Annotated in this window: 24 protein-coding genes; 8 read left to right on the plus strand and 16 right to left on the minus strand. The window is 72.4% G+C overall.

Annotated elements, in window-relative coordinates:
* Positions 1 to 413 precede the first annotated feature (413 nt).
* Positions 414 to 875 (minus strand): GNAT family N-acetyltransferase, encoded by a 462-nt coding sequence (locus PV364_RS01355; protein ID WP_319657670.1) that lies wholly within the window; start codon positions 873 to 875, stop codon positions 414 to 416.
* A gap of 458 nt (positions 876 to 1,333) precedes the next feature.
* On the opposite strand from PV364_RS01355, the gene PV364_RS01360 reads away from it, so the two are divergent.
* Complete coding sequence (locus tag PV364_RS01360) at positions 1,334 to 3,133, plus strand: hypothetical protein (RefSeq protein WP_319657671.1); 1,800 nt, start codon at positions 1,334 to 1,336, stop codon at positions 3,131 to 3,133.
* A gap of 78 nt (positions 3,134 to 3,211) precedes the next feature.
* Here PV364_RS01360 and PV364_RS01365 read toward each other — a convergent pair whose 3' ends face one another.
* Both PV364_RS01365 and PV364_RS01370 read right to left on the minus strand, forming a co-directional pair.
* Positions 3,212 to 3,832, minus strand: coding sequence for a TetR/AcrR family transcriptional regulator (locus PV364_RS01365; protein WP_319657672.1), 621 nt, complete (start codon positions 3,830 to 3,832; stop codon positions 3,212 to 3,214).
* Between the two features lie 55 nt (positions 3,833 to 3,887).
* Positions 3,888 to 4,376 carry a carboxymuconolactone decarboxylase family protein gene (locus tag PV364_RS01370; RefSeq protein ID WP_319657673.1) on the minus strand — a complete coding sequence of 163 codons (489 nt, stop codon included), beginning with the start codon at positions 4,374 to 4,376 and terminating at the stop codon, positions 3,888 to 3,890.
* A gap of 91 nt (positions 4,377 to 4,467) precedes the next feature.
* Here PV364_RS01370 and PV364_RS01375 point away from each other — a divergent pair, with 91 nt between their 5' ends.
* Positions 4,468 to 5,463: a pirin family protein gene (locus tag PV364_RS01375; RefSeq protein WP_319657674.1), complete on the plus strand. Its 996-nt coding sequence runs from the start codon at positions 4,468 to 4,470 to the stop codon at positions 5,461 to 5,463.
* Positions 5,464 to 5,508: 45 nt separating this feature from the next.
* Here PV364_RS01375 and PV364_RS01380 read toward each other — a convergent pair whose 3' ends face one another.
* From PV364_RS01380 to PV364_RS01400, 5 genes are all read right to left on the minus strand, one after another.
* The gene (locus PV364_RS01380) at positions 5,509 to 6,720 is read right to left on the minus strand and encodes a (Fe-S)-binding protein (protein WP_319657675.1); all 1,212 of its coding nucleotides are present in this window, start codon (positions 6,718 to 6,720) and stop codon (positions 5,509 to 5,511) included.
* On the minus strand, positions 6,642 to 8,390 hold the full coding sequence (locus PV364_RS01385; protein WP_319657676.1) for an FAD-linked oxidase C-terminal domain-containing protein: 1,749 nt from the start codon (positions 8,388 to 8,390) through the stop codon (positions 6,642 to 6,644). Before PV364_RS01385 ends, PV364_RS01380 begins: the two co-directional genes overlap by 79 nt.
* Positions 8,391 to 8,451: 61 nt before the next feature.
* A complete protein-coding gene (locus PV364_RS01390; protein WP_319657677.1) occupies positions 8,452 to 9,636 on the minus strand; it encodes an anhydro-N-acetylmuramic acid kinase in 1,185 nt (394 codons plus the stop codon).
* A gap of 142 nt (positions 9,637 to 9,778) precedes the next feature.
* Complete coding sequence (locus PV364_RS01395; protein WP_319657678.1) at positions 9,779 to 11,350, minus strand: sodium:solute symporter; 1,572 nt, start codon at positions 11,348 to 11,350, stop codon at positions 9,779 to 9,781.
* Between the two features lie 2 nt (positions 11,351 to 11,352).
* Entirely contained in the window at positions 11,353 to 12,381 is a 1,029-nt protein-coding gene (locus PV364_RS01400; RefSeq protein WP_319657679.1) for an N-acetylglucosamine kinase, read from the minus strand.
* Positions 12,382 to 12,598: 217 nt separating this feature from the next.
* Between PV364_RS01400 and PV364_RS01405 the strand changes: the two genes are divergently transcribed.
* The 3 genes from PV364_RS01405 to PV364_RS01415 all read left to right on the plus strand — a co-directional run bounded on the left by PV364_RS01405 (position 12,599) and on the right by PV364_RS01415 (position 15,391).
* Complete coding sequence (locus tag PV364_RS01405; protein ID WP_319657680.1) at positions 12,599 to 13,543, plus strand: MurR/RpiR family transcriptional regulator; 945 nt, start codon at positions 12,599 to 12,601, stop codon at positions 13,541 to 13,543.
* A 57-nt stretch (positions 13,544 to 13,600) separates the two neighbouring features.
* The gene (gene murQ / locus PV364_RS01410; RefSeq protein ID WP_319657681.1) at positions 13,601 to 14,515 is read left to right on the plus strand and encodes an N-acetylmuramic acid 6-phosphate etherase; all 915 of its coding nucleotides are present in this window, start codon (positions 13,601 to 13,603) and stop codon (positions 14,513 to 14,515) included.
* A gap of 243 nt (positions 14,516 to 14,758) precedes the next feature.
* The gene (locus tag PV364_RS01415) at positions 14,759 to 15,391 is read left to right on the plus strand and encodes a hypothetical protein (protein WP_319657682.1); all 633 of its coding nucleotides are present in this window, start codon (positions 14,759 to 14,761) and stop codon (positions 15,389 to 15,391) included.
* Here PV364_RS01415 and PV364_RS01420 read toward each other — a convergent pair.
* The 3 genes from PV364_RS01420 to PV364_RS01430 all read right to left on the minus strand — a co-directional run bounded on the left by PV364_RS01420 (position 15,349) and on the right by PV364_RS01430 (position 17,670).
* Positions 15,349 to 15,765, minus strand: coding sequence for an SRPBCC family protein (locus PV364_RS01420; RefSeq protein ID WP_319657683.1), 417 nt, complete (start codon positions 15,763 to 15,765; stop codon positions 15,349 to 15,351). The two genes, PV364_RS01415 and PV364_RS01420, sit on opposite strands and share 43 nt — an antisense overlap.
* A 48-nt stretch (positions 15,766 to 15,813) precedes the next feature.
* Positions 15,814 to 16,827 carry an aldo/keto reductase gene (locus PV364_RS01425; RefSeq protein ID WP_319657684.1) on the minus strand — a complete coding sequence of 338 codons (1,014 nt, stop codon included), beginning with the start codon at positions 16,825 to 16,827 and terminating at the stop codon, positions 15,814 to 15,816.
* Between the two features lie 72 nt (positions 16,828 to 16,899).
* Positions 16,900 to 17,670 carry an SDR family oxidoreductase gene (locus PV364_RS01430; protein WP_319657685.1) on the minus strand — a complete coding sequence of 257 codons (771 nt, stop codon included), beginning with the start codon at positions 17,668 to 17,670 and terminating at the stop codon, positions 16,900 to 16,902.
* A gap of 318 nt (positions 17,671 to 17,988) precedes the next feature.
* Between PV364_RS01430 and PV364_RS01435 the strand changes: the two genes are divergently transcribed.
* Positions 17,989 to 18,432, plus strand: coding sequence for an SRPBCC family protein (locus PV364_RS01435; RefSeq protein WP_319657686.1), 444 nt, complete (start codon positions 17,989 to 17,991; stop codon positions 18,430 to 18,432).
* A gap of 59 nt (positions 18,433 to 18,491) precedes the next feature.
* Here the strand turns inward: PV364_RS01435 and PV364_RS01440 are convergent, their stop codons facing one another.
* Positions 18,492 to 19,340 carry an RNA polymerase sigma factor SigF gene (locus PV364_RS01440; RefSeq protein ID WP_319657687.1) on the minus strand — a complete coding sequence of 283 codons (849 nt, stop codon included), beginning with the start codon at positions 19,338 to 19,340 and terminating at the stop codon, positions 18,492 to 18,494.
* Between the two features lie 124 nt (positions 19,341 to 19,464).
* Positions 19,465 to 19,896 (minus strand): response regulator, encoded by a 432-nt coding sequence (locus PV364_RS01445; RefSeq protein WP_319657688.1) that lies wholly within the window; start codon positions 19,894 to 19,896, stop codon positions 19,465 to 19,467.
* Between the two features lie 40 nt (positions 19,897 to 19,936).
* On the opposite strand from PV364_RS01445, the gene PV364_RS01450 reads away from it, so the two are divergent.
* Both PV364_RS01450 and PV364_RS01455 read left to right on the plus strand, forming a co-directional pair.
* Positions 19,937 to 20,236, plus strand: coding sequence for a hypothetical protein (locus PV364_RS01450; RefSeq protein WP_319657689.1), 300 nt, complete (start codon positions 19,937 to 19,939; stop codon positions 20,234 to 20,236).
* Positions 20,237 to 20,460: 224 nt separating this feature from the next.
* Positions 20,461 to 20,967, plus strand: a complete 507-nt coding sequence (locus PV364_RS01455) for a DUF6328 family protein (protein WP_319657690.1) — start codon at positions 20,461 to 20,463, stop codon at positions 20,965 to 20,967.
* Between the two features lie 64 nt (positions 20,968 to 21,031).
* On the opposite strand, the gene PV364_RS01460 is transcribed toward PV364_RS01455, so the two are convergent.
* The 3 genes from PV364_RS01460 to PV364_RS01465 all read right to left on the minus strand — a co-directional run bounded on the left by PV364_RS01460 (position 21,032) and on the right by PV364_RS01465 (position 23,292).
* The gene (locus PV364_RS01460; protein ID WP_319657691.1) at positions 21,032 to 21,664 is read right to left on the minus strand and encodes a UdgX family uracil-DNA binding protein; all 633 of its coding nucleotides are present in this window, start codon (positions 21,662 to 21,664) and stop codon (positions 21,032 to 21,034) included.
* A gap of 138 nt (positions 21,665 to 21,802) precedes the next feature.
* Positions 21,803 to 22,387 carry a DUF6479 family protein gene (locus PV364_RS41190; protein WP_415924515.1) on the minus strand — a complete coding sequence of 195 codons (585 nt, stop codon included), beginning with the start codon at positions 22,385 to 22,387 and terminating at the stop codon, positions 21,803 to 21,805.
* Positions 22,388 to 22,422: 35 nt separating this feature from the next.
* Positions 22,423 to 23,292 carry a hypothetical protein gene (locus PV364_RS01465; protein WP_319657692.1) on the minus strand — a complete coding sequence of 290 codons (870 nt, stop codon included), beginning with the start codon at positions 23,290 to 23,292 and terminating at the stop codon, positions 22,423 to 22,425.
* Positions 23,293 to 23,345 lie beyond the last annotated feature (53 nt).

The following is a 23,345-nucleotide window of genomic DNA, read 5'->3' on the forward strand; positions in this document are numbered from 1 at the left end:
AGCCGGAGGTGCGTCGAGCAGGGTCGTCAACTCCTCGGCGAGCGCGCGCGTCCGCCGGGCGGCGAGGCCGGCGAGCGGCTCCAGCGACTGCTGAAGCGGCCCCTCGACCCCCGCGACGGCCTGCCCCGTGCCGGCCGGCTCCAGGGCACGCGCCGGCTGCGAGACGTACAGCCCGGCGGAGCCGCCGCGCCGTCGACCGCGACCCGCCACGTGTCGGCGAGCCGCCCTACCAGGAAGCCGGGCGTGGGGCCCGGGGACACCTTGCCCGTGCCAAATAGAGTACATGGAAACTATGTCCACGGCTACTATTTCCGGGGCGGACGCCGCGCCGCCCGGCCCCTCGCTCCGTCAGGCCGGAGCCCGCCCAACCGGTCGCCCCTGCCGGACCGTTCGCGTCGCGGGCCGGCACCCGGTCACTTCGGCAGCGCGGCGACGTCGGCCGTCATCCAGATCAGGCGCTCGCCGTTGTGCTCGAAGTCGTGCCGGGTGACCATGCCCATCCGCTGGTAGAAGCCCTCGGCACGGGGCTCCGCGCCGACGCCGAGCAGGTGCGCGCCGAGCGCGACGGCGCGCCGGACCAGGTCGTCCCAGAGCAGGCGCCCGACGCCGGTGCCGATGCACGGGCGGTCGACGAAGAACAGCCCGATCCCGAGGTAGTCCGCGTGCTCGTTGAGCGTGTAGAAGCCCACGGGCACGCCGCCCCTCTCGGCGACCGTGGCATGCCGGGACGTGATGTCCGCCGCCGTGAGCTCCGGCGTCACGGCGGGTACGTCCTCCGCGCGGCCCCCGGTCCAGTGCGACTTCGACCGCAGCACCAACGCGTCGAGCGACGGGAGTTCCTCCGGCCGGGCCGGGCGGATGGAGACACCTTCCATGCCACGAGGGTGGCACTCACAGGTCGTGACGTCACCCCGGCGCAGCCCGCGCCAACGTCCGCGGATCGCGGGAATCTCGGGCTGCGCGAACGTAGCGGATTGACAGGTTCACACAGTAGAACGTTCACGCAACGCATGACTTGCTGCGCTCAAGGGCAATCGGGGCACTTCAGCTGCCCGCGATGCCCGGTCGGCGCCCCCGAGGAGGCGGACAGATGACCCTTGGTGAGTCGTCCACGCCGAGAGAGCGCTCTCTCAGCCCAGGAAGCACGTCCCGCCCAGCACCGTCCTCGTGCGAGGCCGGAAACCTTCCCACTTACTCAGCTCCGCGCCCAGCGGAAAGGACAATCCCTATGCCGACCCTGCCTCCTGGCACTGCGGGGCACCCGTCCGAGCGCCGCACCCGCCGCAGATTCGGTCGGGTCCTCGCGCTCGGCGTCATCTTGGCGACGTGTGTCATGACGACCGGAACGGCGGCCATCGCCGACTCGCCGGACCCCGGCACGACCGGCCTCGGCACGACAGGACTCGGGGCCGACGTCACCGTCTTCGATCCGAGCATGCCGGTCGCCGACATCCAGGCGACCCTCGACGCCGCGAACGCCGCCCAGGTCGACAACGAGATGGGCACGACGCGCCACGCCTACCTCTTCAAGCCCGGAACGTACGGCACCGCGCAGCACCCGCTCCAGGTCAAGGTCGGCTACTACACCGAGATCGCCGGCCTGGGCGCCTCACCCACCGATGTCGTCATCAACGGCAAGGTCGAGGTCTACAACCGCTGCCTGGAGGGCGGCGGGACGAGCAACTGCCTGGCGCTGGTGAACTTCTGGCGGACCCTGTCCAATCTTTCCATCAAGATCAACGCGACCGGCCAGGGCGGCTGCCAGGCATCGGCCGACTTCTGGGCCGTCTCCCAGGCCGTGTCCATGCGACGTCTGGACATCAGCGGCGGCAACCTCTCGCTGATGGACTACTGCAGCGCCGGTCCGCAGTACGCCAGCGGCGGCTTCATCGCCGATTCCAAGTTGCCTTCCGTCACGAGCGGGTCGCAGCAGCAGTGGCTCACCCGCAACTCCGAGGTCGCCGGCTGGTCCAACGGCGTGTGGAACCAGGTCTTCTCGGGTGTCGTCGGCGCCCCGGCGGAAACCGGCTTCCCGAACCCGCCCTACACCACGCTCGACACCACTCCGGTGAGCCGCGAGAAGCCGTACCTGTTCGTCGGCCCGGACGGGACGTACAACGTCCGCGTGCCGTCCGCCCAGAAGAACAGCCGGGGCGTCTCGTGGGCCGGCGGCATCACTCCGGGTCGCACCGTACCGATCGGCGACTTCTTCGTCGCGACCCCGTCGGACTCGGTGCACGACATGAACAAGGCGCTGTCACAGGGCAAGAACCTGCTGCTCACCCCCGGCGTGTACGACATCGCGTCGACCATCCGGATCAAGCGCGCCGACACGGTGGTGCTCGGTATCGGACACGCGACGCTCACCGCCGTGGGCGGCTCGACCCCGATCGAGGTCTCCGACGTCCCCGGAACCGTCATCGCCGGTGTCACCATCGACGCGGGCCCGAAGGAGTCGCCGGTCCTGCTGCAGGTGGGCAAGAAGCCCGGCAACAACCACAAGAGCTCGCCGGACGACCCGACGACCCTGTCCGACGTGTACTTCCGCGTCGGCGGACCGCACGTCGGCAAGGCCGACGTCGCGCTCCAGGTCAACAGCGACGACGTGATCATCGATCACACCTGGGTGTGGCGGGCCGACCACGGAGTGGACGGCCTGACCGACACCGAGCGCTGGAACACCAACACCGGCCGCAACGGCGTCGTCGTCAACGGTGACCACGTGACCGCGACGGGCCTTTTCGTGGAGCACTTCCAGCAGTACAACACCGTGTGGAACGGCGACGACGGTACGACGATCCTCTACCAGAACGAGTTGCCGTACGACCCGCCGACGCAGGCCGACTGGATGAACGGCCCGGTCAAGGGCTGGGCGGCCTACAAGGTCGACGACGACGTGAAGACGCACCGCCTCTACGGCGGCGGCGCCTACGTGTTCAACCAGAACAACCCGGCCATCCACACCGAGAACGGCTTCGAGGTCCCCCTGTCCCCCGGGGTCAGGCTGCACCACATCATGACCGTCAACCTCGGGGCCGGAACGCTCGACCACGTCGTCAACGGCGTGGGCGGTCCGGCGGACACGACGAGAATCGGTTCGCCGGTGTTCCTGGCGGACTATCCGGCCCCGTAGCGCACGGCGGCACGTGAGCACAGCGGCACGGCGACTGCCCGGTCCGGTGTCACCGGACCGGGCAGTCCCCTTGTGCGCTCACGTCCCGCACGGGACGGATGACGACGCTTCGGTGCGGAGCTGGGCGATCCCCATGTCGAGCGCGGCTTCGAGGTGCGTCAGCGAACCCGTCGCCATGAGAATGGAGACCCCGCCCTGGATACCGGCGAGCAGAGCGGCTCCGGCCCTGCCGGCGTCCAGCGAGGCCGGGATCTCGCCCTGCTCCTGCATGCTGCGGATGCCGGCGGTGATGTCGGACTCCCACGCCGCCAGCAGTTCCCGGGTCACGGCCTGGGCGCCTGGGGTGGTGCGGCTGAGCTCGGACGTGAGCACGCCCAGCGGGCAGCGCGGCCCCTGCTCGCGGTAGCGGTCGACGACGGCCTCGCGCCACCGCTCCCACGCCTGCCACGAGTCGAGCTCGCCCAGGTAGGGCTGCTGGTCGGACAGCACCCGCGCCGCCTCGTGGGACGCCACCGCGAGCAGCAGCTCCTCCCTGCCGCCGGGGAAGTAGTGGAAGAGCTGGCTCTTGCTCGTCGCGGTGTGGCCGCGGATGTCGTCCAGGGTGGTCTCGCCCGGGCCCCGCTCACGGATCACCGTCGCCGCGCCCTCGATGATCCGCTGGCGGGTGGCGGCCCCCTTGGCCGTGAGTCGCGAGGTCATGCCGACATTCTCCGCCCCGGGTTCCGGACACGCCAGTCCGATTCCTGGCCCGGGATCACTGCCCGGGCAGCGGCCGTACCGGGTGCTTGCTCATGATGGACACGCGGTTGAACGCGTTGATGGTGATGGCCACCCAGATCACCGCGGAGATCTCGTCGTCGGACAGGACCTCGCGGGCCCCGGCGTAGGCCTCGTCCGCGGCGGCGGTGTCCGCCGGGGTGGTGGTCGCCTCGGCCAGCGCGAGCGCGGCACGCTCGCGCAAGGTGAAGACCTCGGTGTCCCGCCAGGCGGGCAGCACTCCCAGCCGCTGCGGGTCCTCGCCGGCGCGCAGTGCGGCCCTGGTGTGGACGTGCAGGCAGTAGGCGCAGGCGTTGATCTGGGAGACGCGCAGGTTGACCAGTTCCACGAGCACGCGGTCGAGCCCGGCGTCCGCCGCCGCGCCCCGGATCGTCTCCGCGGCGTCGCGCATGGCCCCGTAGGACTGCGGGGTCTGCTTGTCGATGAATATCCGCCGGCTCGTGGTGGCCTGCGTCACCTCGCTCACCTGGGCTCCTTCGGCATGCCGTGTGCGTTGTCCCCTACGATCGAGGATGATAGTTGAACATGGAACATAACGCTGAGAGGGGCGTCACACGATGAGCACCACCGAGGTCGACCCCACCGAGCCGCACGGAGAATCCGGCGCGGAGGGGAACGGCCGGCGCACGTCGCCGGTCGACGTCTTCACCCCCAGGGACGTCCCCCTCGGCGGCCCGCGCGCGATGACCGTCCGCCGTACCCTCCCGCAGCGGGCGCGGTCCCTGATCGGTGCCTGGTGCTTCGCCGACCACTACGGCCCCGACGACGTCGCCGACAGCGGCGGGATGGACGTGGCGCCGCACCCCCACACCGGGCTGCAGACGGTGAGCTGGCTCTTCACCGGCGAGATCGAGCACCGCGACAGCCTGGGCACCCTGGCCTACGTGCGCCCGGGCGAGCTCAACCTGATGACCGGCGGGCACGGGATCTGCCACTCCGAGGTCTCCACCCCCGGGACGACCGTCCTGCACGGCGTCCAGCTGTGGGTGGCGCTGCCCGAGGCCCACCGGAACGCGCCCAGCGCCTTCCAGCACCACGTCCCGCGTCCCGTCGCCCTCGACGGCGGCGAGGTACGGGTCTTCCTCGGTTCCCTGGCCGGCGACACCTCGCCCGTGCCCACCCACACCCCGCTGCTCGGCGCCGAACTCACGCTCCGGCCGCACGCGACCGTCACCCTCGCGATCGACCCCGCCTTCGAGCACGGCCTGCTCGTGGACACCGGCGAGGTACGGATGGCCGGGACGGCGCTGCGCCACGCCGAACTCGGTTACCTGGAGCCCGGGAACGCCACGCTGACGGTCACCAACACCACTGACGCCCCGGCCCGGACGGTCCTGCTCGGCGGGACGCCGTTCGGCGAGCAGATCGTGATGTGGTGGAACTTCATCGGCCGTTCCCACGAGGACATCGTCCAGGCCCGTGCGGCCTGGCAGAGCGCGACCAGCCGTTTCGGCGCCGTCGAGGGCTACCCCGGGGAGCGCCTCCCGGCCCCCGAGCTCCCCAACGCCACCCTCGCCCCGCGCGGCAACCCGACCCGCCCGCACCGCGCCTGATCCGCCGTCCCGCGACGCCGGCCGCCGGCGGCAGGTGCGGGGGCCTCAGGCGGTGGCCTCGTCGAGGAGCTCCAGCACGTGCCGGTACGGGCGGCCGGTCGCCCGGCTCATGCCCATCTCGCAGGTGCGGTTGCAGGAGGCGTACGCGTCGTACGTGCCCGCGGTGATCTCGGCGGCCTGGGCGGCGGTCGCCGACGCGGTGATCTCCGGGTGGAGCAGACCGCGGTCGCCCGCGAAGGCGCAGCAGCCCCAGTTGTCCGGCACGGTGACCTCTTCGCTCACGGCCGCCGCGACGGTGCGCAGGGCGCCGTCGATGCCCAGATGTGCGGTGGAGCAGGTCGGGTGCAGGGCGAGGGTGCCCAGGCGCCGGGGCTCGGGCAGGGCGGGGAGCAGGTGCTCGGCGGTGAAGGCCACGCTGTCCACGAAGCGCAGCGCGGCGAAGCGGGCGCGGTCCGACTCCGGCAGGGCGCCGGGCAGTTGCTCCAGGCCGTGAGTGCAGGAGGAGGCGTCGCTGACCACGGGCAGCCGGCCGTGGTCGCTGGCCTCCCAGAGCACGTCCAGGGTGCGGGCGGCCATGGTGCGGTGCCCGTCGGTGTAGCCCTTGGACTGCCAGGGGGTGCCGCAGCACAGGCCGGCCAGCCGGTCGGGGACGGTCACGGCGACGCCCGCGCGCTCGCACAACCGCAGGAAGGCGGCGGCCGATCCCGGCGACCCGTCGGAGGCACCCTCCGGGGCGAAGACGCTGCCGATGCAGGCGGCGAAGAACACCGCACGGGCGTCTTCGGGCCGCCGTGCCGCGGGGCGGGCCGGTCCGCCCCGCGGGATGTCGTCGGCCCAGGTGGGGACGAGTTCCGCCGCGCCGAGTCGCCGGATCGCGCCGGTGGCGGCGCGCAGGGCCGGGGCCGGCAGGACGTGCGCGGTGTTCAGCGCCGCCCGTACGCCCTTGACCGCGGTTCCCCAGTGCCGGGCCGTGGCCTCCCCGGCCCGCTGCGCCGTGGGGCTGTGGCGTTCGGCGCGCAGGCGCTTCATGACCGCGCCGGTGTCGATGGTCACGGGGCACGCCGTGACGCAGAGGCTGTCGGCGGCGCAGCTGTCGACGGCCGCGTAGCCGTAGTCGGCCTCCAGGGCGCGACGGCGTTCCTCGTCACCGGCGGCGGTGGCGAGCGCGATCTCCCGGCTCAGCGCGATGCGTTGGCGCGGCGTCGTGGTCGCGTCGGCGGTCGGGCAGACGGGCAGACGGGCTCGCAGTAGCCGCACTCCACACAGGCGTCCACGGCGGGGTCGACCTGCGGGACGCTTTTGAGGTTGCGCAGGTGCGCGGCCGCGTCGTCCTCCAGGAGCACGCCCGGGTTGAGCACGTGGTGCGGGTCGCACAGCCTCTTGAGTTCGCGCATGACGTCGTAGAGTTCGTCGCCGTACTGGCGGCGGACGAAGGGGGCCATGGCGCGGCCGGTGCCGTGCTCGGCCTTCAGGGTGCCGCCGGCGTCCAGGACCAGGTCGACCATGGCGTCGGTGAACCGGGCGTAGCGCTCGACCTCCGGGGCCGAGTCGAAGTCCTGGGTGAGCATGAAGTGCAGGTTGCCGTCGCGCGCGTGGCCGAAGATCACCGCGTCCTGGTAGCCGTGCCGGTCGAACAGGCCGATCAGGCCCTCGCAGGTGCCGGTCAGCCGCTCCATGGGCACCGCGATGTCCTCCAGCAGCGCCGTGGTGCCCGGGCGGCGCGCGCCGGCGACGGCGGTGTAGAGGCCCTTGCGCAGGTGCCAGAGCCGGGCCCGTACCCGCGCGTCGCGCACCAGCGAGGTCCCGGTGACGGCGGGCAGCCGGTCCAGGACCGGCTGCGCGGCAGCGACCCGTTCCTCCAGCAGTTCGGCGCTGTCCTCGGCGAACTCGACCAGCAGGGCGGCGTGGCGTTCCACGCGCAGTCCGCGCAGTTCGTCCACCGGGTCCGGAGCCTGCTGGGCCACGCGCAGCGACGCCGCGTCGAGGAGTTCCGCGGTGCGGGCGCCGACGGCCAGCAGGGCGGGCAGGGCGTCGGTGGCCTCGGCGAGGCCGGGCAGCACGAGCAGGCCGGTGGCGGTGTGCGGCAGGAGCGGGACGGTGCGGAAGACGGCCTCGCCGACGAAGCCGAGGGTGCCCTCGCTGCCGATCATGAGGTGGGCGAGGATGTCGGCCGGGCCGGAGTGGTCGAGGAACGAGTTGAGCCCGTAGCCCATGGTGTTCTTCATCGCGAACAGCCGCTCGATCGTGGCGCGCGATCCGGCCGAGGCGCGGACCCGGTCGCGCAACCGGAGCAGCCCCGCGTGGAGTTCGGGCTCGCGGGCGCGCAGCGCCGCGTCCGCGTCGGGGGCCGCGGTGTCGACGACGGTGCCGGACGGCAGCACGAACTGCAGGGACTCCATGGTGCGGTAGGCGTTGTCCTGCGTACCGCAGTTCATGCCGCTGGAGTTGTTGGCGACGAGTCCGCCGATGGTGCACGCGCTCTCGCTGGCCGGGTCGGGGCCGAGCCGGCGCCCGTACCGGGCGAGCCGCGCATTGGCCTGACGTACCGTCAGTCCAGGCTGCAGCCGGATGCGCCGCCCCTCGTCCAGCACCTCGGCGGCACGCCAGTGGCTGCGGACGTCCACCAGGATCCCGTCGCCGCCCGCCTGTCCCGCCAGGCTGGTGCCGCCCGAGCGCAGGGTCAGCGGCAGGCCCGCCGCCCGCGCCCCGGCCATCAGTGCGCCCACCTCTGCGGCGGACGCCGCCCGGACGACGGCGTGCGGGGTGAACAGGTACGGCGACGCATCGTGGGCGGCCGCGACCCTGCGGGGCACGTCGGTGGTGACCCTGGCAGGGTCGCTCACACACGAGGCCAGGAGCCCGGCCAGGTCGGGGGCCCGGTCCTCGGCGGGCGACGCGGTGGGGGATGTGGCGGCGGAGCGGCTCATGGGTCTCGGTCCTCGGGTCCTCGGGTACTGCGACGGACGCGGTGGGTGCGCGGCGGGGCGGTCAGCCGGCGGGGCCGGTGATGCGCAGCAGGCGGGGCACGCGTTCGGCGGGTTCGGGCAGGCGCAGCGGCGACAGCCCGGGGGTGATGCTGCCGAGCAGGGTGGCACGGCGGGCGCCGGTGCCCGAGGGCAGCGCGCCGGGCAGGCCGTGGACGGTGAGGAAGCCCAGCACAGCGAAGGCCAGGGCCTCCTTGGCGTCCGAGGGCAGCCCCAGGTCGTCGCTGGGGCGCAGGGGCACGCCCGGAAGCTCCTCGCCGATCATGCCTGTCAGCACCGGGTTGCGGACGCCCCCGCCCGAGACGACGAGTTCGGTGACTCCGTGGGCGCGGCAGGCGTCGGCCACGGTGACGGCGGTGAGACGGGTCAGGGTGGCCAGCACGTCGTCCGGGCCCGGGCCGGGCGCGGGCAGCGCGTCCAGGGCCCGCAGCAGGTAGGGCAGGTGGAAGAGCTCCTTGCCGGTGCTCTTCGGGGCGGGCCTGCGGTAGTAGGGGTCGTCGAGGAGCAGCGAGAGCAGCTCGGGGACGGTACGGCCGGCCGCGGCCCTGCGCCCGTCCTCGTCGTACGCGGCCGCCCCGCCGGTGAAGTGCCGCACCGCGGCGTCCAGCAGGGCGTTGGCGGGGCCGGTGTCGAAGGCCAGCGGCTCGGCTCCGGGAGCGACGACGGTGACATTGGCGATGCCGCCGAGGTTCAGCGCCGCGGGCGTGCCGGGCAGGGCGCGCAGCAGCAGGGCGTCGGTCATGCCGACCAGCGGGGCGCCCTGGCCGCCCGCGGCGACGTCCCGGCTGCGCAGGTCGGAGACGACGGGCAGGCCGGTAGCCTCGGCGATCCAGGCGGGCTGGCCGAGCTGGAGCGTGCCGCGGACAGTGCCGTCCTCCACCCAGTGGTGCATGGTCTGGCCGTGCGAGACCACGAGGTCGGCGGCGCCGTCGCACAGTTCGCGCAGGGCGCGTCCCGCCGCCCCGGCGAAGGCCTGGCCGATGCCGGTGTCCAGGGCGCAGATGTCCTGCGTCGTCGTGGCCGCCGGGGGCAGCGTGGCGGCGATGAGGTCTCGCAGGCCGTCGGGGTAGGGCACCGAGAGGTGGCCGAGCGGCCGCAGGACCAGGGTGTCGCCGTCCAGGGTGAGGTCGGCGGCGGCCACCTCGATGGCGTCGTAGGAGGTGCCTGACATGAGGCCGATCACACGCACGACGCCTCCTGACGTAGGTGCCGCGGGTGCCGCGGGCCGGGCCGGTTCGGCATGACTTCTCCCTTGTCCCTTCGCTGGTGCTGAACGGGGGCGTGCGGGGCCGCCGGGACGGGCGGCCCCGCACTTCACGGCAGGGGCGTCGTCACTCCCGGCCGACGGCCGCCGCGACGCGGTCCGGGCCGGAGCCCGGCTCGGCGTCGCCCGCGGGGACCGCGGCGGTCTCGGGGGCCCGGTGGAACAGGCTCATCACGCCGCCGACGACCAGGGTGACCACCACGCCGATGGGCACCAGCCACTGGGCGGCGATCGCCGTCGGCACGGTGGCGCCGGCCACGGTGACGTCGATCTTCACACCGCGCACGATGTACGTCATCACACCCACCGTCACCAGGAACGCCACGATGGAGTCGATCTCGTTGGCGCGCCGGATGAGCCGTCCGAGCAGGAACGCGCCGAGCAGGGCACCGTAGGTGTAGCCCGCGATGGTCAGACCGGTCAGATAGACGTTGCCCGTGTTCGCGCTGAAGGCGCAGGCGAAGACGGCCATGAGCACCGCCCACACCAGGGTCATCACCCGGGCGAGCTTGAGCAGGTTCTCCTCGGAGGGCGAGCTGCGGAAGAAGCTGTGGATGATGTCCGACACCGTCGAGTTCGACATCGAGTTCAGCGCCGAGGACAGCGAGCCCATCGCGGCGCCGAGGATGCCGGCCACCAGCAGGCCCGAGATCACCACGGGCAGGCCGTGCAGGATGAAGTTCGGGTAGAGGTTGTCGGAGCTGGCCAGACCCAGGTCCGCGAAGCCCTTGCCCTTGTTGTACGACCACAGGAGCGCGCCGACCAGAGAGAAGGCCGCGAACTGCACGGTGACGAAGACGCCGGAGGCGATCATGGCCTTCTGGCCGTCGCGCAGCGTGCGGGTGGTCAGGATGCGCTGGACGATCAGCTGGTCGGAGCCGTGGCTGGCCATCGCGAAGATCGCGCCGCCGATGATCGCGGTCGGCAGGGCGAACGGGCTGGTGAGGATGTGCGCGAAGTCGAAGTTGGTGTCGAAGAGCTTGAAGTGGCCCGAGTGCAGGGCGCTGGAGAAGCCGGCGCCGCCGACGTGGCCGGAGAGCACGGCGATGGCGAGGATCGCGCCGCCCAGGTACAGGCCCATCTGGATGGCGTCGGTCCAGATGACCGCCTTGATGCCGCCGAGGTAGGTGTAGACCACGGTGATCACCGTGAGCACGATGATGATGACGCGGTAGCCGGCGTGCACACCGAACTCGTCGAGCAGCAGCTTGATCGGGATCGCCGAGGCGAAGAGCCGGACGCCTTCGGCCAGGAGCCGGGTGAAGACGAACGTCACCGAGGCCAGGCCCTGGAGTTTCAGCCCGAATCTGCTGCCCAGGTACTGGTAGGCGCTGACGAATCCACCGCGCTTGTACAGCGGGATCAGCACGGTGGCCACGATGACGCGGCCGATCACGTAGCCGAGGGCGAGTTCGACGTTGCCGAAGCCCTGGCCGCTGTAGGCACCGCCGGGCACGCTGATGACGGTGAGCACGCTGGTCTCGGTCGCCACGACGGAGAACGAGACCGCCCACCACGGCATGTGGCCTTCGCCGACGAAGTAGTCCTTCGCCGTTTTCTGCCGTCCGGCCTTGCGCAGTCCGATCACCGCGATCGCGATCAGATAGACGACGACCACCACGAGGTCGAGTTGGCGCACGCTCACTCCTGAATAACGGCCGGCGAGGTCACCGGCGGGGTGGGGACAGTGGGGAGGGCCGTCGTCCGCCGCAGGCGGGCGACGTGGGGTTCGTGCGGTGCCGAGGCGTCGAGCGCCAGCAGGCGTGCGCCGTCCAGCGGGTCCCCGAGCGGGGGGCGCAGGTGGAGCGGGCGCGGGGAACCGGTGAGTGCCGCGGTGAGCGGTCCGGTGAGCGGTTCGCCGAGACCGGTCAGTCCGCCGGTGACGGTGACCGGGAGGGCGTCGCCGCCGGCAATGCGGCGGGCGGCCGTGAGCGCGGCCTCGCCGAGAGCGGCGGCTGCGTCACGGACGATCGTGGTGGCGATGTCGTCGCCCGCGGCGGCGGCGCGGGCCACCTGCGGGGCGAAGGACGCCGCGGTGCGGGCGGGATTCCCGTCCCGGCCCAGGGCCGCGGGCAGCCGGTCGGGGTCGCCGAAGCGCTCGGCGGCCGCGGCCAGGAGCGCGGTGTGCGGTCCACGGCCGTCGTGGGCGCGGAGCGCGGCCCGCAGGCCCGCGGCGCCGATCCAGGCGCCGCTGCCCTCGTCACCCAGCCAGGGTCCCCAGCCGTCGACGCGGGCGTACGAGCCGTCCTCCCCGATGCCGATGGCGACGGAACCGGTGCCGATCGCCAGCACCACGCCGGTGCGGCCGCCCAGGGCGCCGGCGTGAGCGGTGACGGCGTCGCTGGTGACGGCCACTTCGTCGGCGGGCAGGTCCTCGATGAGCAGTGCGGCCAGGGCGCGGGCCGCCTCCGGAGCGGTAGCCGCCCCGGCCGCGCCCACACAGACCGCGTCCAGCCGGCCGCCGTGCTCGCCCTGGAGGCGCGGGAGCAGCGGGAGGACGGCCGCACGGACGGCGGCACGGGCCGCGGCCACGCCGTTGTCGGCGGCGAGCCCGGGGGCCCCGGGCACCTCGTGGACGTCGTGGGCGAGTCCGGCGTCTGCGGTGCCGCCGGTCCACAGCACGGCACGGCAGCCGGTCTTGCCCAGGTCCACCGCCACTGCTGCTGTCATTCGGCACGCCTTCGTGTCTGCAGGGATCCGACGCGTCGGGCGGTCACGGGACAGCCGGAAGGCCGGGTGACCGGCGCGGATCGCGGTGCAGCGAGTATCGGAAGGCCGACCTCCGTATGTCAATAAGTAACTTCGCGTAATGCGATTCGTAAATTTTTGACGCACCCCAGATGGGTGGTTAATGTGTCGCCCACGCCACCAGGAGGGACCCCGGCCCATGGCCCGCCAGGAACCACCCCGCACACCGGCACAGTCCACGGACGATGCCGCCGGCGGCACCTTGGCGCGCATCCGCGCGGCGCTGCCGTCCCTGGCACCTTCGGAACGCCGGGTGGCCGACGCCGTCCTGGCCGATCCGGGCCAGGCGTCCGAGCTGTCCATCAGCGCCCTGGGCGAGCGGGCCGACACCTCGGTCGCCACGGTGATGCGGTTCTGCCGGGCGATAGGGATCACCAACTACCCGCAGCTGCGCCTGGCGCTCGCCGCGGCCGCTGCCCGCGAGCACGCGCTCGGCGGCGAGCGTCCGGCCCCGGGCACCGACATCAGCGCCACCGACACGCTCGACCAGATCGTCAGCAAGATCGTCTACAACGAGGTCCGCGCCCTGGAGGACTCCGGGGCCGAGCTCGACATCGCGGCCCTGGGCCGCGCGGTCGACGCCGTCGCGGGCGCCCGGCGGATCGACATCTTCGGCATCGGTGCCAGCGCCTTCGTCGGCCAGGACCTGCACCAGAAGCTGCACCGCATCGGTCACATGGCCTTCATCTGGACCGACCGGCACGCCGCCCTCACGGCGGCGGCCCTGCTCGGACCCGGGGACGTGGCCCTGGCCATCTCCCACTCCGGGGAGACCGAGGACACCGTCGAACCCCTCCAGGCCGCCGCCGAACGCGGCGCCACCACCATCGCCCTCACCAACGTCGCGCGCTCCACCCTGGCGGAGAGCGCGGAACTCGTGCTGACGACCTGCGCCCGGGAGACCCCCTTCCGGTCCGGTGCGACCGTCAGCCGGATCGCCCAACTCGCCCTCATCGACTGCCTGTTCGTCGGCGTGGCCCAGCGTTCCTACGACGCCACGACCGCCGCGCTGCAGAAGACCTACGGGGCTGTCCAGCGCCGCAAACGCCCTCAGCCGCCGCGCCGCCCTCCGGCCGCCGACTGACCGCAGGCCATCCCCGAGCACCACCATGAGCACCGCCCCTGAAAGGACGACCGCGCCGTGGACCTCACCGCACTCGGCACTCTCGGCACTCTCGGCACCGAGATCCGCAACGACCGGACCGCCGAACTGGACCGCATGCCGGTCTCCGAACTGCTCTCGGTCATGAACGCCGAGGACCAGACCGTCGCCCTCGCGGTACGCGACGCGCTCCCGCAGATCGGTGACGCCGTCGAGGCGATCACGGAGTCGCTGCGCCGGGGCGGCCGGCTGATCTACCTCGGCGCCGGCACCAGCGGCCGCATCGGCCTGCTCGACGCCGTCGAGTGCCCGCCCACCTTCGGGACCCCGCCCGAGCAGGTCGTGGGTCTACTCGCCGGCGGCCCGGGAGCCTTCATCGTGGCCGTCGAAGGCGCCGAGGACGAGCCCGCGCGGGCGGTCGCCGACCTCGACGGGATCGGCGTGAACGAGCGGGACACGGTCGTCGGCCTCGCCGCGAGCGGCCGCACCCCCTACGTCGTCGGCGGCCTGCAGCGCGCCGCGGCCGCGGGCGCCGTCACGGTGTCGGTGGCCTGCAACCGCGACGCCCTCGTCAGCCGCTACGCCGACATCCCCATCGAGGTCGTCACCGGCCCCGAGGTCCTCACCGGCTCGACCCGCCTCAAGGGCGGCACCGCCGAGAAGATGGTCTGCAACATGCTCTCGACCGCCTCGATGGTGCGTCTGGGCAAGGTCTACGGGAACCTGATGGTCGACATGCGGGCGACCAACGACAAGCTCGTGGACCGGGCCCGCCGCATGGTCTCCCAGGCCACCGGCGCCGACACGGACACCGCCGCCCAGGCCCTCGACGCGGCGGGCGGCCACGCCAAGACCGCCATCGTCATGCTCCTCGCCGGCTTCACCGCCGAGGAGGCCGCCGAGCGTCTCGCCCGGGCCCAGGGCGACACGCGGACGGCCGTCGCCCGCTCCTGACCCACCTGACACGCCAGGAGCGGCGCACCGTGCGGGCCCCCGGAGAACCGGGGGCCCGCACGGTCGGCACGACCGACCAGCAGATCGCCCGTGACCGGCGTTGGGCGGGACGGCGGCGCGGACGGCGGAATGTGGGGACCCCATGAAGGTCACCCCTGCCCCCGGCCTGACGGTGGATCCATGAGCCCTCGGTGGCGCATGATGGGCGGGCCCGTCCCATCGGAAGACAGGTGGCGCGTCCCGATGAAACGCAAGACCGCAATCCTCCTCGCGGGTCTGGCCTCCGTGGGCGGCGCCGTCGGCGCGGGGCTGCTGCACAACCGCCGGTCCGATCGCCGGGAACACCTCCATGTCACGGTCTTCGGCGAGCCGGGCTACAGGGGCCGGAACCAGACGCTGACCTGGACCGGCGGCAAACGCGAGGTCGTCCCGCTCACCCGGGTGCGACTGCCGCGCATCGGCTCGATCAGGCTGGAACGGCTCGTGTACCACTTCCGGCCCGATGTCCGGCTGCCCAACCCGTACATCCTGTGGCACGCCCTCACCGATCGCCCGGACCCGGGGGACCCCGAGAGCGGCCTGCCCAGCTTCATCGCCGTGCACCAGCTCGCCGGCATGTTCTCGTTGGGCATGTGGGAGCCGGTCCGCGAGTCCGAGGCGCGGTCGGGAGTGCGGCTCTGGGCCGGGCGCCCCGGCCGTCCGCCGGCCGCGCACACCGACGCGGACCCTTCCGGTGCCCGGCCCTGGCACGACGTCCTGGCCGACACCCCCGACCTCGGCTCCTGGAGCACCCGCACCCGCTGGCTCGAACTCGGCTACCACGACAGCGGTCCTCAGCCCAGCGCCTTGTCCAGGGCCTCCAGCCCGTCGCGGTAGATGCCGGTGAACAGCGCCACCACCTCGTCGTCGCTCGCTCCCTCGGCGACGAAACGGCCCGACCACTGGACCTCGGCGATGTCGTCGTTGCCGCTGACGGCGTGGACGCGCAGGGTGGAAAGGTAGTCCACGACCGGGAACGGTGCCTGAAGGATGGCGTAACTGTACTGGCGCTCGTCCTCGTTGAACGCGATGAGGCGTTCGACGATGACCTCGCCGTTGGGGTTGGCCAGCCGCCGGGTGCGGCCGCCCTCCTCCAGGGTGCTGCTCGGGATGTAGGGCAGCCAGTCGGGCAACGAACCGAAGCCGCCCACCAGTTGCCACACGCGGTCCGGCGAGGCCGGGACGATCCTGCTCACCGAGGTCGAAGCCATGAGGTACCTCCGGGCTCTGGTCGGAAGGGGGTTGGCGGACTGCGGGGTCTACGCCCCGCCCGGCAGTGGCGCCAGGGGGCTGACCAGGCCGGAGGCACGCAGGGCGGACCAGAAGTCCGCGGGGACGTCCTCGTGGAACGCGGCGCGGTCCTCGACGGTGTGACGGGGCTTGGTCGCGCCGGGGATCACCGCGGCGGAGACGGGATGGGCGAGGGAGAAGTGCAGGGCCGCGGCCTTGATGCTCACGCCGTGCTCGTCGGTGAGCTGCTTGAGCCGCCGGACCTTCTCCACGATCTCGGGCGGCGCCTCCACGTACTCGAAGTGGCTGCCGCCGGCGAGGATGCCGGAGCTGTAGGGGCCTCCGACGACCATCCCCACGCCCTGTTCCTCGGCCATGGGCAGCAGCCGCTGCAGCGCGTGCGCGTGGTCGAGCAGCGAGTACCGGCCGGCCAGCAGGAACCCGTCCGGCTGCGGCTCCTCGAGCGCGAGGGTGAGCTCGATGGGCTCGGTGCGATTGACGCCCAGCCCCCAGGCCTTGATGACGCCCTCGTCACGCAGCCGGGTCAGCACCCGGAAGGCGCCCGTGCGGGCCTCTTCGAACTTCTGCAGCCATACGTCACCGTGGAAGTCCTGGGCGATGTCGTGCACCCAGACGATGTCCAGGCGGTCGGTCCGCAGCCGTTTCAGGCTGCCCTCGATCGAGCGCTCGGTGGCGTCGGCCGTCCACTCGTGGACCATCTTGTTCGGGCGGCCGAACTCGAAGAGGTTGCCCTTCTCGCCCAGGTCCCGTGCGGCGGGATCCTCCGTCTCGTCGAGGATGACACGTCCCACTTTGGTGCTCAGCACGTACTCGTCACGCGGGCGCCCGGACAGTGGCTCACCGAGGCGTATCTCCGCCAGGCCGGAGCCGTAGAAGGGCGCGGTGTCGAAGTAGCGCGTGCCGTCCTCCCAGGCGGCGTCGACCGTCGCCGCGGCCTCTTCGTCGGGAACAGCCCGGAACATGTTCCCGAGCGGCGCACTGCCGAATCCGATGCGCGCCGGGAGGATGTGATCGAGTTTCATGACGTGTCCCTTCACGATGGCCACTTCGTCCCCGCCGGGCGAACCACGGGAGCCTGCGTCGGCCGGAGGGGGTCAGGGAAAGATCGTGGGCGTCAGGCCGCCGTCCACGCTCAGTGCCGCACCGGTCGTCGCCGAGGCCTGGTCGGACACCACATACGCGACCAGGCTGGCCACTTCCTCCGGCCGTATCAGACGCTTCAGGAGCGACGTCGCGGCGCGTCCCGAGGCCACGTACCGGCGTTCTCGCTCGTCGTCGGCCAGGTCCGGGTACAGCCGGGACAGCATGGATTCCACGCCCTTGGTGAGGGTCGGCCCCGGCAGCACGCAGTTGACGGTGACGCCCGTGCCGGCGACCTCCTGGGCCGTTCCCCGTGACAGCGCCAACTGCGCTGATTTCGTGACCCCGTAGTGCACCATGTCCGTCGGCGTCTGGATTCCGGCCTCACTGCTCACGAAGACGACCCGCCCCCAGCCGCGGGAGACCATGCGCGGTGTGTAGTGCCGTGACAGGCGTACCCCCGAAAGCACGTTGACCTCGTAGAACCGGAGCCACTCGTCGTCGGGGATCTCGAAGACCGGCTGGGTGCGGAACACCCCCGCGCTGTTGACCAGGATGTCGACGTCCGGCAGTTGCTCCACGAGGGCCGCGGTCCCGCCGGCGTCGCCGACATCGGCGGCGATGCCGCGCACTCCCAACTCCTCGGCCACTTCGGCCACTCGCTCCGGACTGCGCCCGTTGACGACGACATCGGCTCCCGCCGCCGCCAGGGCGGCGGCGATGGCCTCACCGATTCCGGAGGTCGAGCCGGTGACGAGGGCGCTGCGCCCGCTCAAGTCGGTCATTTTCGGGCTTCTCCTTGTCCTGAGCCCGGCTACCGGCCGCCCATCGCCGCGGGACCGGTGCGCACGGCTTCGTGCCTTCCGCATCGCGCGTGCGCTCCGTGTGGAGGGAGATGCGCCCGTCATCCGGGCAACGGCCTCGTCCGTGGTTCCCCACAGGCCTCTCTGTCATGCTAGGTACGCACACGTCCCGATGCATCCGGAGGTGGCTCCCCACCTCGCGCGGCGAGCCGTTGCGGCGCGGCGGCCGGGCGGACGGCATGCCACCGCGGACGGGCGGGCACGAGGGCCGCAAGGCCTTCTCGAGCTCAGGAGAGCGCCATGGTCCAGATCCGCCGTTCCTTCACCGTCTCCCGGCAACTGACCGACGTGGTCGACTATCTCGCGGACTTCGCGCACGCCGTCGACTGGGACCCCGGCACCCGGGAATGCACCCGGACCCACGGCCGGGGCGAACCGGCCGAGGGCGCCACGTGGCACAACGTCTCGCTGTTCCGCGGTCGCCGCACCCAGCTGGACTACCGGCTGGAACGCCGCGAGGCCGGCCGCCTCACGTTCGTCGGGACCAACAGGACCGCCACCTCCACCGACGACCTCACCTTCGAGCCCACGGACACCGGCACCCGGATCACCTACAACGCCACGATCCGCTTCCACGGCGCGGCACGGCTCGCCGACCCCTTCCTCCGCAGGGAGTTCGAGCGGCTCGGCGACGAGATCACCCGCACGATGCCGGACGCCGTCCATGCGGCCCTGCCGCGATGACGGCCCTGCCGCGCCGCATGAGGCCCCGGTACGGGGCCCCGGCGTGAGGGAAGCGCCGGCTACTGCAGCGCCCGGGTGCGCAGACGGCCCAGGATCCGGGTCAGGAGACGGGAAACCTGCATCTGGGAGACTCCCAGCTCGGCACCGATCTGCGCCTGGGTCATGTCCTGCACGAAGCGCAGCGAGAGGATCAGCCGTTCCCGCTCGGACAGCTGCCGGATCAGCGGCTTGACCGCCTCGATCTCCTCCACCTTGCCGAAGGCGCCGTCGTCGTAGCCCAGCCGGTCCGCCCACGCGCTCCCGTGGTCGCCCTCCTCGGTGGCCGGGGCGTCCAGGGAGGCGGCGGAATAGGCGTTGGCGGCCGTCATCGCCTCCACGACCTCGTCCTCGCCGATCTCCAGCCGGGCCGCGAGCTCGGCGACCGTGGGCGCCCGGTCCAGCTCGACCGCCAGGAGGTCGGTGGCCTTGGCCAGGTCGATTCGCAGCTCCTGGAGCCGCCGCGGTACGTGGACCGACCAGCTGGTGTCGCGGAAGAACCGCTTCATCTCCCCCAGGATGGTCGGCAGTGCGAAGGTCACGAACTCCACCCCGTAGTCGGGGTCGAACCGGTCGACCGCCTTGATCAGGCCGATCGTGCCGACCTGCAGGATGTCCTCCATCTGGTCCGCGCGCTGGGAGAAGCGGCGGGCCGCGAAATGCACCAGCGCCGTGTTCATCTCGATCAGCGTGTTGCGGACGTACTGGTAGTCGGCGGTGCCCTCTTCCAGCGTCTGCAGGCGGGCGAACATCACCTTGGAGACCTGCCGGACCTCCGGGGCCGTCATCGTGCCGGACACCTCGGGCAGCCCGTCGACGGCGTCGAAGTCCTGCGTCGCGCTGACAGCGTTGTCGGCCACTGCGATCTGCATCTCAGCAACCCTCCTCGTCTGTGACGTGCTCCCGTGTGCCGCGCTACCTGCGCTTTACCCGCCTACCCCGTGCGAAGCGCGGCATTCCCCCTCTTTTCCCGCGTGCGAAGTGCCCTCTTCGGTGCTACGCCCGCGGGAGCCTGGTGACGGTGTCGAGGTAGAAGGCGTCGATGCTCTGCACGGCGCGCTCGAAGTCGTCCAGGTTGACGGGCTTGGTGACGTACGCGTTCGCGTGCTCCCGGTAGGCGCCGCTGACGTCGTCGGGCGCCGAGGAGGTGGTCAGGACCACGACCGGGATCGTCCGCAGGCCCTCGTCGCGCTTGACGACGGCCAGCAGCTCGCGGCCGTTCATACGCGGCATGTTGAGGTCCAGCACGATCAGGTCGGGGCGCCGGCTGGCCGTGTCCCGCAGGTAGTCCAGGGCGGCGACGCCGTCCTCCACCTGGGTGAGGTTGCGCGCGCCGCAGGCGGTGAGGGCGTCCTCGATGAGCATGGCGTCAGCGGCGTCGTCCTCCACCAGCAGCACGTCGAAGGGACGGACGGGGGCGATCATCATCGAGGGCTCCGGGGGGCGGGGAGGCGTGGGGGGCGGGGTCTTGGGTGATCAGTCCCGGCCAGCGGCGACGGGCGCCCTGCCGGGTCATGTTGGACGCCCTGCCGATCTGCGGGTAACCGGCACCGGCGTCGGCCGCCTCGTGCGCGGCGGTCTCTTCCAGGCGCTCGATGGCCTGCCGGAGATGGACCAGCATGTGCAGGTGCGCCAGGGCTTCCGACTGAGCTGGCGCCTGCTCGCCCCCGGGCAGGCGCTGGAACGCGCGACCGACGAGTTCGCGGACGAGGCCGTCGACCGCCCCCGCGGTGAGCGCGGCGATCTCCTCCTCACTCATCCGCAATGAGAAGTGAATGCCAGGCATGGGCCACACTGTAGGCGCCCGCGGCACCGGGCGACAACCAGGGTTGTCGACATCTCGATGACGCCCTTCCGGACGGCGCCGCGGTCGGAGCCGCCCGTCGAGGCGGAGGCGGCCCGACGGGGCGACGCCGTGCCTGCGATCGGTATCCGGCCGCATCCGGGTACACGCACCGGACAGGGGCGGCATCGGGCACGCGGGAGGGCGACATGAGTTCCGACGGCAAGGACATTTCCCCCAAGGCATCCGGGCGCGGGCGCGACGAGACCCACGACGAGCGCGCGGACCGTCAGTGGGGCGAACTCATCCAGGAGGTGCGCGTCGCGCAGACCGGCGTGCAGATCCTCTTCGGCTTCCTGCTGACGGTCGTGTTCACCCCGCACTACCCGCAACTCGGCGACACCGAGAAGGTCATCTACCTCGTGACGGTCGTCCTCGGCGCCTCGGCGACCGGAGCGCTGATCGGCCCGGTGTCGTTCCACCGCCTGGTGTCGGGGCAGCGGATCAAGCCCCAGGCCGTGCGCTGGGCCTCCCGGCTCACCTTCGTGGGGCTGGTCCTCCTGCTGGCCACCATGACCTCGGCGCTGCTCCTGGTGCTGCGCGTCGCCACCCACGACGCGTACGTGCCCTACCTGGTGGCGGCGATCCTCGCCTGGTACCTGCTGTGCTGGTTCGTGCTTCCCGTGTGGGCACGGATCCGGTTCTCCGAGGACTGATCCCGCACACCCGCCGGGGTGGGACCCGCCGGGCCGCGGTGCGCTCGGGTGCCGCCCGCGGCGGTCAGGACAACTGCTCGGCGACCACGCGCAGATCGGTCACGAGGCTCTCGTACATGGCCTCCCGGCCCTCGCCGGCGCGCAGCACCGCCGACGGGTGGACGGTCGCGAGCACCTGCGCCCCGTCGAGGGGTGGGTCCGGGGTGAGCAGTTTCCCCCGCTGCCGGGTCACCCGGAAGTCGGGGCCCATCAGGGCCTTGGCGGCGGTGGCGCCGAGGGCCACCACCACCTGCGGTGCGATGAGTTCGAGCTCGGCCGTCAGCCACGGCCGGCATGCCGAGACCTCGCGCAGTGACGGCTGTTGGTGGATGCGTCGCTTGCCGCGCTCCGGCACGGTGAACTTGAAGTGCTTGACCGCGTTGGTGACGTACACGTCGTCCGGGTCGATCCCCGCGTCGTCCAGCGCGCGGGTGAGGACCTTCCCCGCCGGACCGACGAACGGCTCGCCCTGACGGTCCTCCTGGTCCCCCGGCTGCTCCCCCACCAGGACCGCCCGCGCCGACGACTCGCCCCGCCCGAAGACGGTCTGCGTGGCGTCCGCGTACAGCGGGCACCCGCGACATCCGGCCGCCGCTTCCCGCAGGGCCGACACGTCGGCCCCGTCGGGCACGTACGGAACGGCGTCGTATGCGGTCATGACGGACGCATACCCGCGACAACCGGCACAAAGCAGGCGCCGGGAGCGCCGTGGGACAGGTCCACTCCCGGTCCGCCGCAAGGCCACTCCACCGGAGCGGCCCCGCGCGCCCGCGGACCGGAGCGGCCGCCGGCGCCTTTATCGCGGGTCGGCCGGCGGCCGCGGGTCCCGCTCCGCACGGGCGCTCCCGCCCGGCGCACCTGCCTCACCGACACCGTGCGAGCCGAAGTTGCCGAAGCCCTTCATCTCCCGGGGCCGGCGCCGACGCTCCCCCGCGGGCCATTCGTCCGGCTCCCGCCGCTCCGTTCGACCGTGGCGGACGCCGTCCTGATGGCCGGGACCGTGGTCCGACCGCGGAGCCGTCCCTCGCTCTTCACGCGTGCTCCACGCCTTGGCCCGCGGCTGGGCGCCCTGCTCAGGAGCCGGCTGCCGCGCCCGGTACCGTCGACCGACCACGACCGCCCCTACGAGGACCACCACGAGGATCACACCCACGATCAGCTGCACGTGCCGACCACCAAGTCGTGCGAAACGGCGAGCTGGATTTCGTTCAGTGATCGCATGTGACTCGGGTACCCCTGCGGCCGCGTTCAACGCCGCGGCCCCGCCGCCCGGACCGGAGGGCGTCAGGTCCCGACGACCCCTTCGGCCTCGCGTGGGCGCGGGCTGGGACCGTGCCATTCGGGAGCATGGAGCGGATGTCTCCTGTTCCTGCTCGGCCATGCCCGGTCTCCGTCCCGGCGCCCGTGCCCGTCCGGTCAGGACGGGGAGGAAGCCGCCCGCGCCTTGTCGACGGCCCGCAGGACCTCGGGGCGCCTGGCGTGGGCACGTTCATACCCTTCGACCCACGCCAGTTCCGCGGACGACAGGCCGTGCAGCCTTCCTGCGATCTCTGCGCCGGTCATCCGGCCGTAGCGAGCGATGGGCAGGGCCTCCTCCCGGCTCGCGGCCCCCTGCGCCTTGCCCGCCGCCCGCCGCGCACCGGCGACGCCCGCGCCCACCCAGTCCCTCCTCGCGCCGTCCCAGGCGGAGACCGCTTTGCGGGTGACCGCGCCGAGTAGGCCCCCGAACGGCGCTCCCTGGCCCCCGCTGCGGGCCAGGGCCGCGGCGTGTTCGGTCAGACTGGCCCCCAGGACCTTCAGGACCTGCTGGTCCTCACGGCGCAGCGCGGCGAAGAGGTCGAGGGCGACGTCGTCGCCGGTATGGGAGGCGACGGTCTCCCCCGCCTGGCTGGCGGCCAGAGCGCGGGCGGTGATGCCGTACTCGTCAGCCACGTTCCTCAGGAGCCGTCTCCCGTCCGCCGGCCCCCGCCCGCGCCCGCGCAGTGCCGCCGCCCCCATCCGCGACGCCATGGCCACGGGCATCCGTCCGACCAGCACGGCGTCCTGGGCGATGCGGCGGGCGGGGCCGAGCAGGTCAGGCCGCACGCGGCGCCCCCGCAACCGCTGGAGGCAGCCGTCCATCAACGTCATGCAGGCCTGCACGTAGGCCACGTGCTCCTCCAGCACCTGCCGGTGCGGCCCCTCCGGTGTGACCGCCAGATCGGCCACGAAGCGCGCGATGACAGCGGAGTGGGCCCGCCGGGCATCCTCCAGTACGGACGTGAGGGCATCGGTTGTCGCAGCCATCGCATGGTCCTCGCATACGTCGTGCGGCGGGCCGCGGGCCGGGCGGCACCCAT

This window comes from Streptomyces sp. MI02-7b (genome assembly GCF_033793585.1).
Taxonomy (GTDB): Bacteria; Actinomycetota; Actinomycetes; order Streptomycetales; family Streptomycetaceae; genus Actinacidiphila.

What these genes read in the sequence shown, in the direction of transcription:
- PV364_RS01355 (WP_319657670.1), bottom strand. Translation starts at nt 875, where the DNA reads ATGGAAGGTGTCTCCATCCGCCCGGCCCGGCCGGAGGAACTCCCGTCG.
- PV364_RS01360 (WP_319657671.1), top strand. Translation starts at nt 1,334, where the DNA reads ATGACGACCGGAACGGCGGCCATCGCCGACTCGCCGGACCCCGGCACG.
- PV364_RS01365 (WP_319657672.1), bottom strand. Translation starts at nt 3,832, where the DNA reads ATGACCTCGCGACTCACGGCCAAGGGGGCCGCCACCCGCCAGCGGATC.
- PV364_RS01375 (WP_319657674.1), top strand. Translation starts at nt 4,468, where the DNA reads ATGAGCACCACCGAGGTCGACCCCACCGAGCCGCACGGAGAATCCGGC.
- PV364_RS01385 (WP_319657676.1), bottom strand. Translation starts at nt 8,390, where the DNA reads ATGAGCCGCTCCGCCGCCACATCCCCCACCGCGTCGCCCGCCGAGGAC.
- PV364_RS01400 (WP_319657679.1), bottom strand. Translation starts at nt 12,381, where the DNA reads ATGACAGCAGCAGTGGCGGTGGACCTGGGCAAGACCGGCTGCCGTGCC.
- PV364_RS01405 (WP_319657680.1), top strand. Translation starts at nt 12,599, where the DNA reads ATGGCCCGCCAGGAACCACCCCGCACACCGGCACAGTCCACGGACGAT.
- PV364_RS01415 (WP_319657682.1), top strand. Translation starts at nt 14,759, where the DNA reads ATGAAACGCAAGACCGCAATCCTCCTCGCGGGTCTGGCCTCCGTGGGC.
- PV364_RS01420 (WP_319657683.1), bottom strand. Translation starts at nt 15,765, where the DNA reads ATGGCTTCGACCTCGGTGAGCAGGATCGTCCCGGCCTCGCCGGACCGC.
- PV364_RS01425 (WP_319657684.1), bottom strand. Translation starts at nt 16,827, where the DNA reads ATGAAACTCGATCACATCCTCCCGGCGCGCATCGGATTCGGCAGTGCG.
- PV364_RS01430 (WP_319657685.1), bottom strand. Translation starts at nt 17,670, where the DNA reads ATGACCGACTTGAGCGGGCGCAGCGCCCTCGTCACCGGCTCGACCTCC.
- PV364_RS01435 (WP_319657686.1), top strand. Translation starts at nt 17,989, where the DNA reads ATGGTCCAGATCCGCCGTTCCTTCACCGTCTCCCGGCAACTGACCGAC.
- PV364_RS01440 (WP_319657687.1), bottom strand. Translation starts at nt 19,340, where the DNA reads ATGCAGATCGCAGTGGCCGACAACGCTGTCAGCGCGACGCAGGACTTC.
- PV364_RS01445 (WP_319657688.1), bottom strand. Translation starts at nt 19,896, where the DNA reads ATGATGATCGCCCCCGTCCGTCCCTTCGACGTGCTGCTGGTGGAGGAC.
- PV364_RS01455 (WP_319657690.1), top strand. Translation starts at nt 20,461, where the DNA reads ATGAGTTCCGACGGCAAGGACATTTCCCCCAAGGCATCCGGGCGCGGG.
- PV364_RS01460 (WP_319657691.1), bottom strand. Translation starts at nt 21,664, where the DNA reads ATGACCGCATACGACGCCGTTCCGTACGTGCCCGACGGGGCCGACGTG.
- PV364_RS41190 (WP_415924515.1), bottom strand. Translation starts at nt 22,387, where the DNA reads ATGGCCGAGCAGGAACAGGAGACATCCGCTCCATGCTCCCGAATGGCA.
- PV364_RS01465 (WP_319657692.1), bottom strand. Translation starts at nt 23,292, where the DNA reads ATGGCTGCGACAACCGATGCCCTCACGTCCGTACTGGAGGATGCCCGG.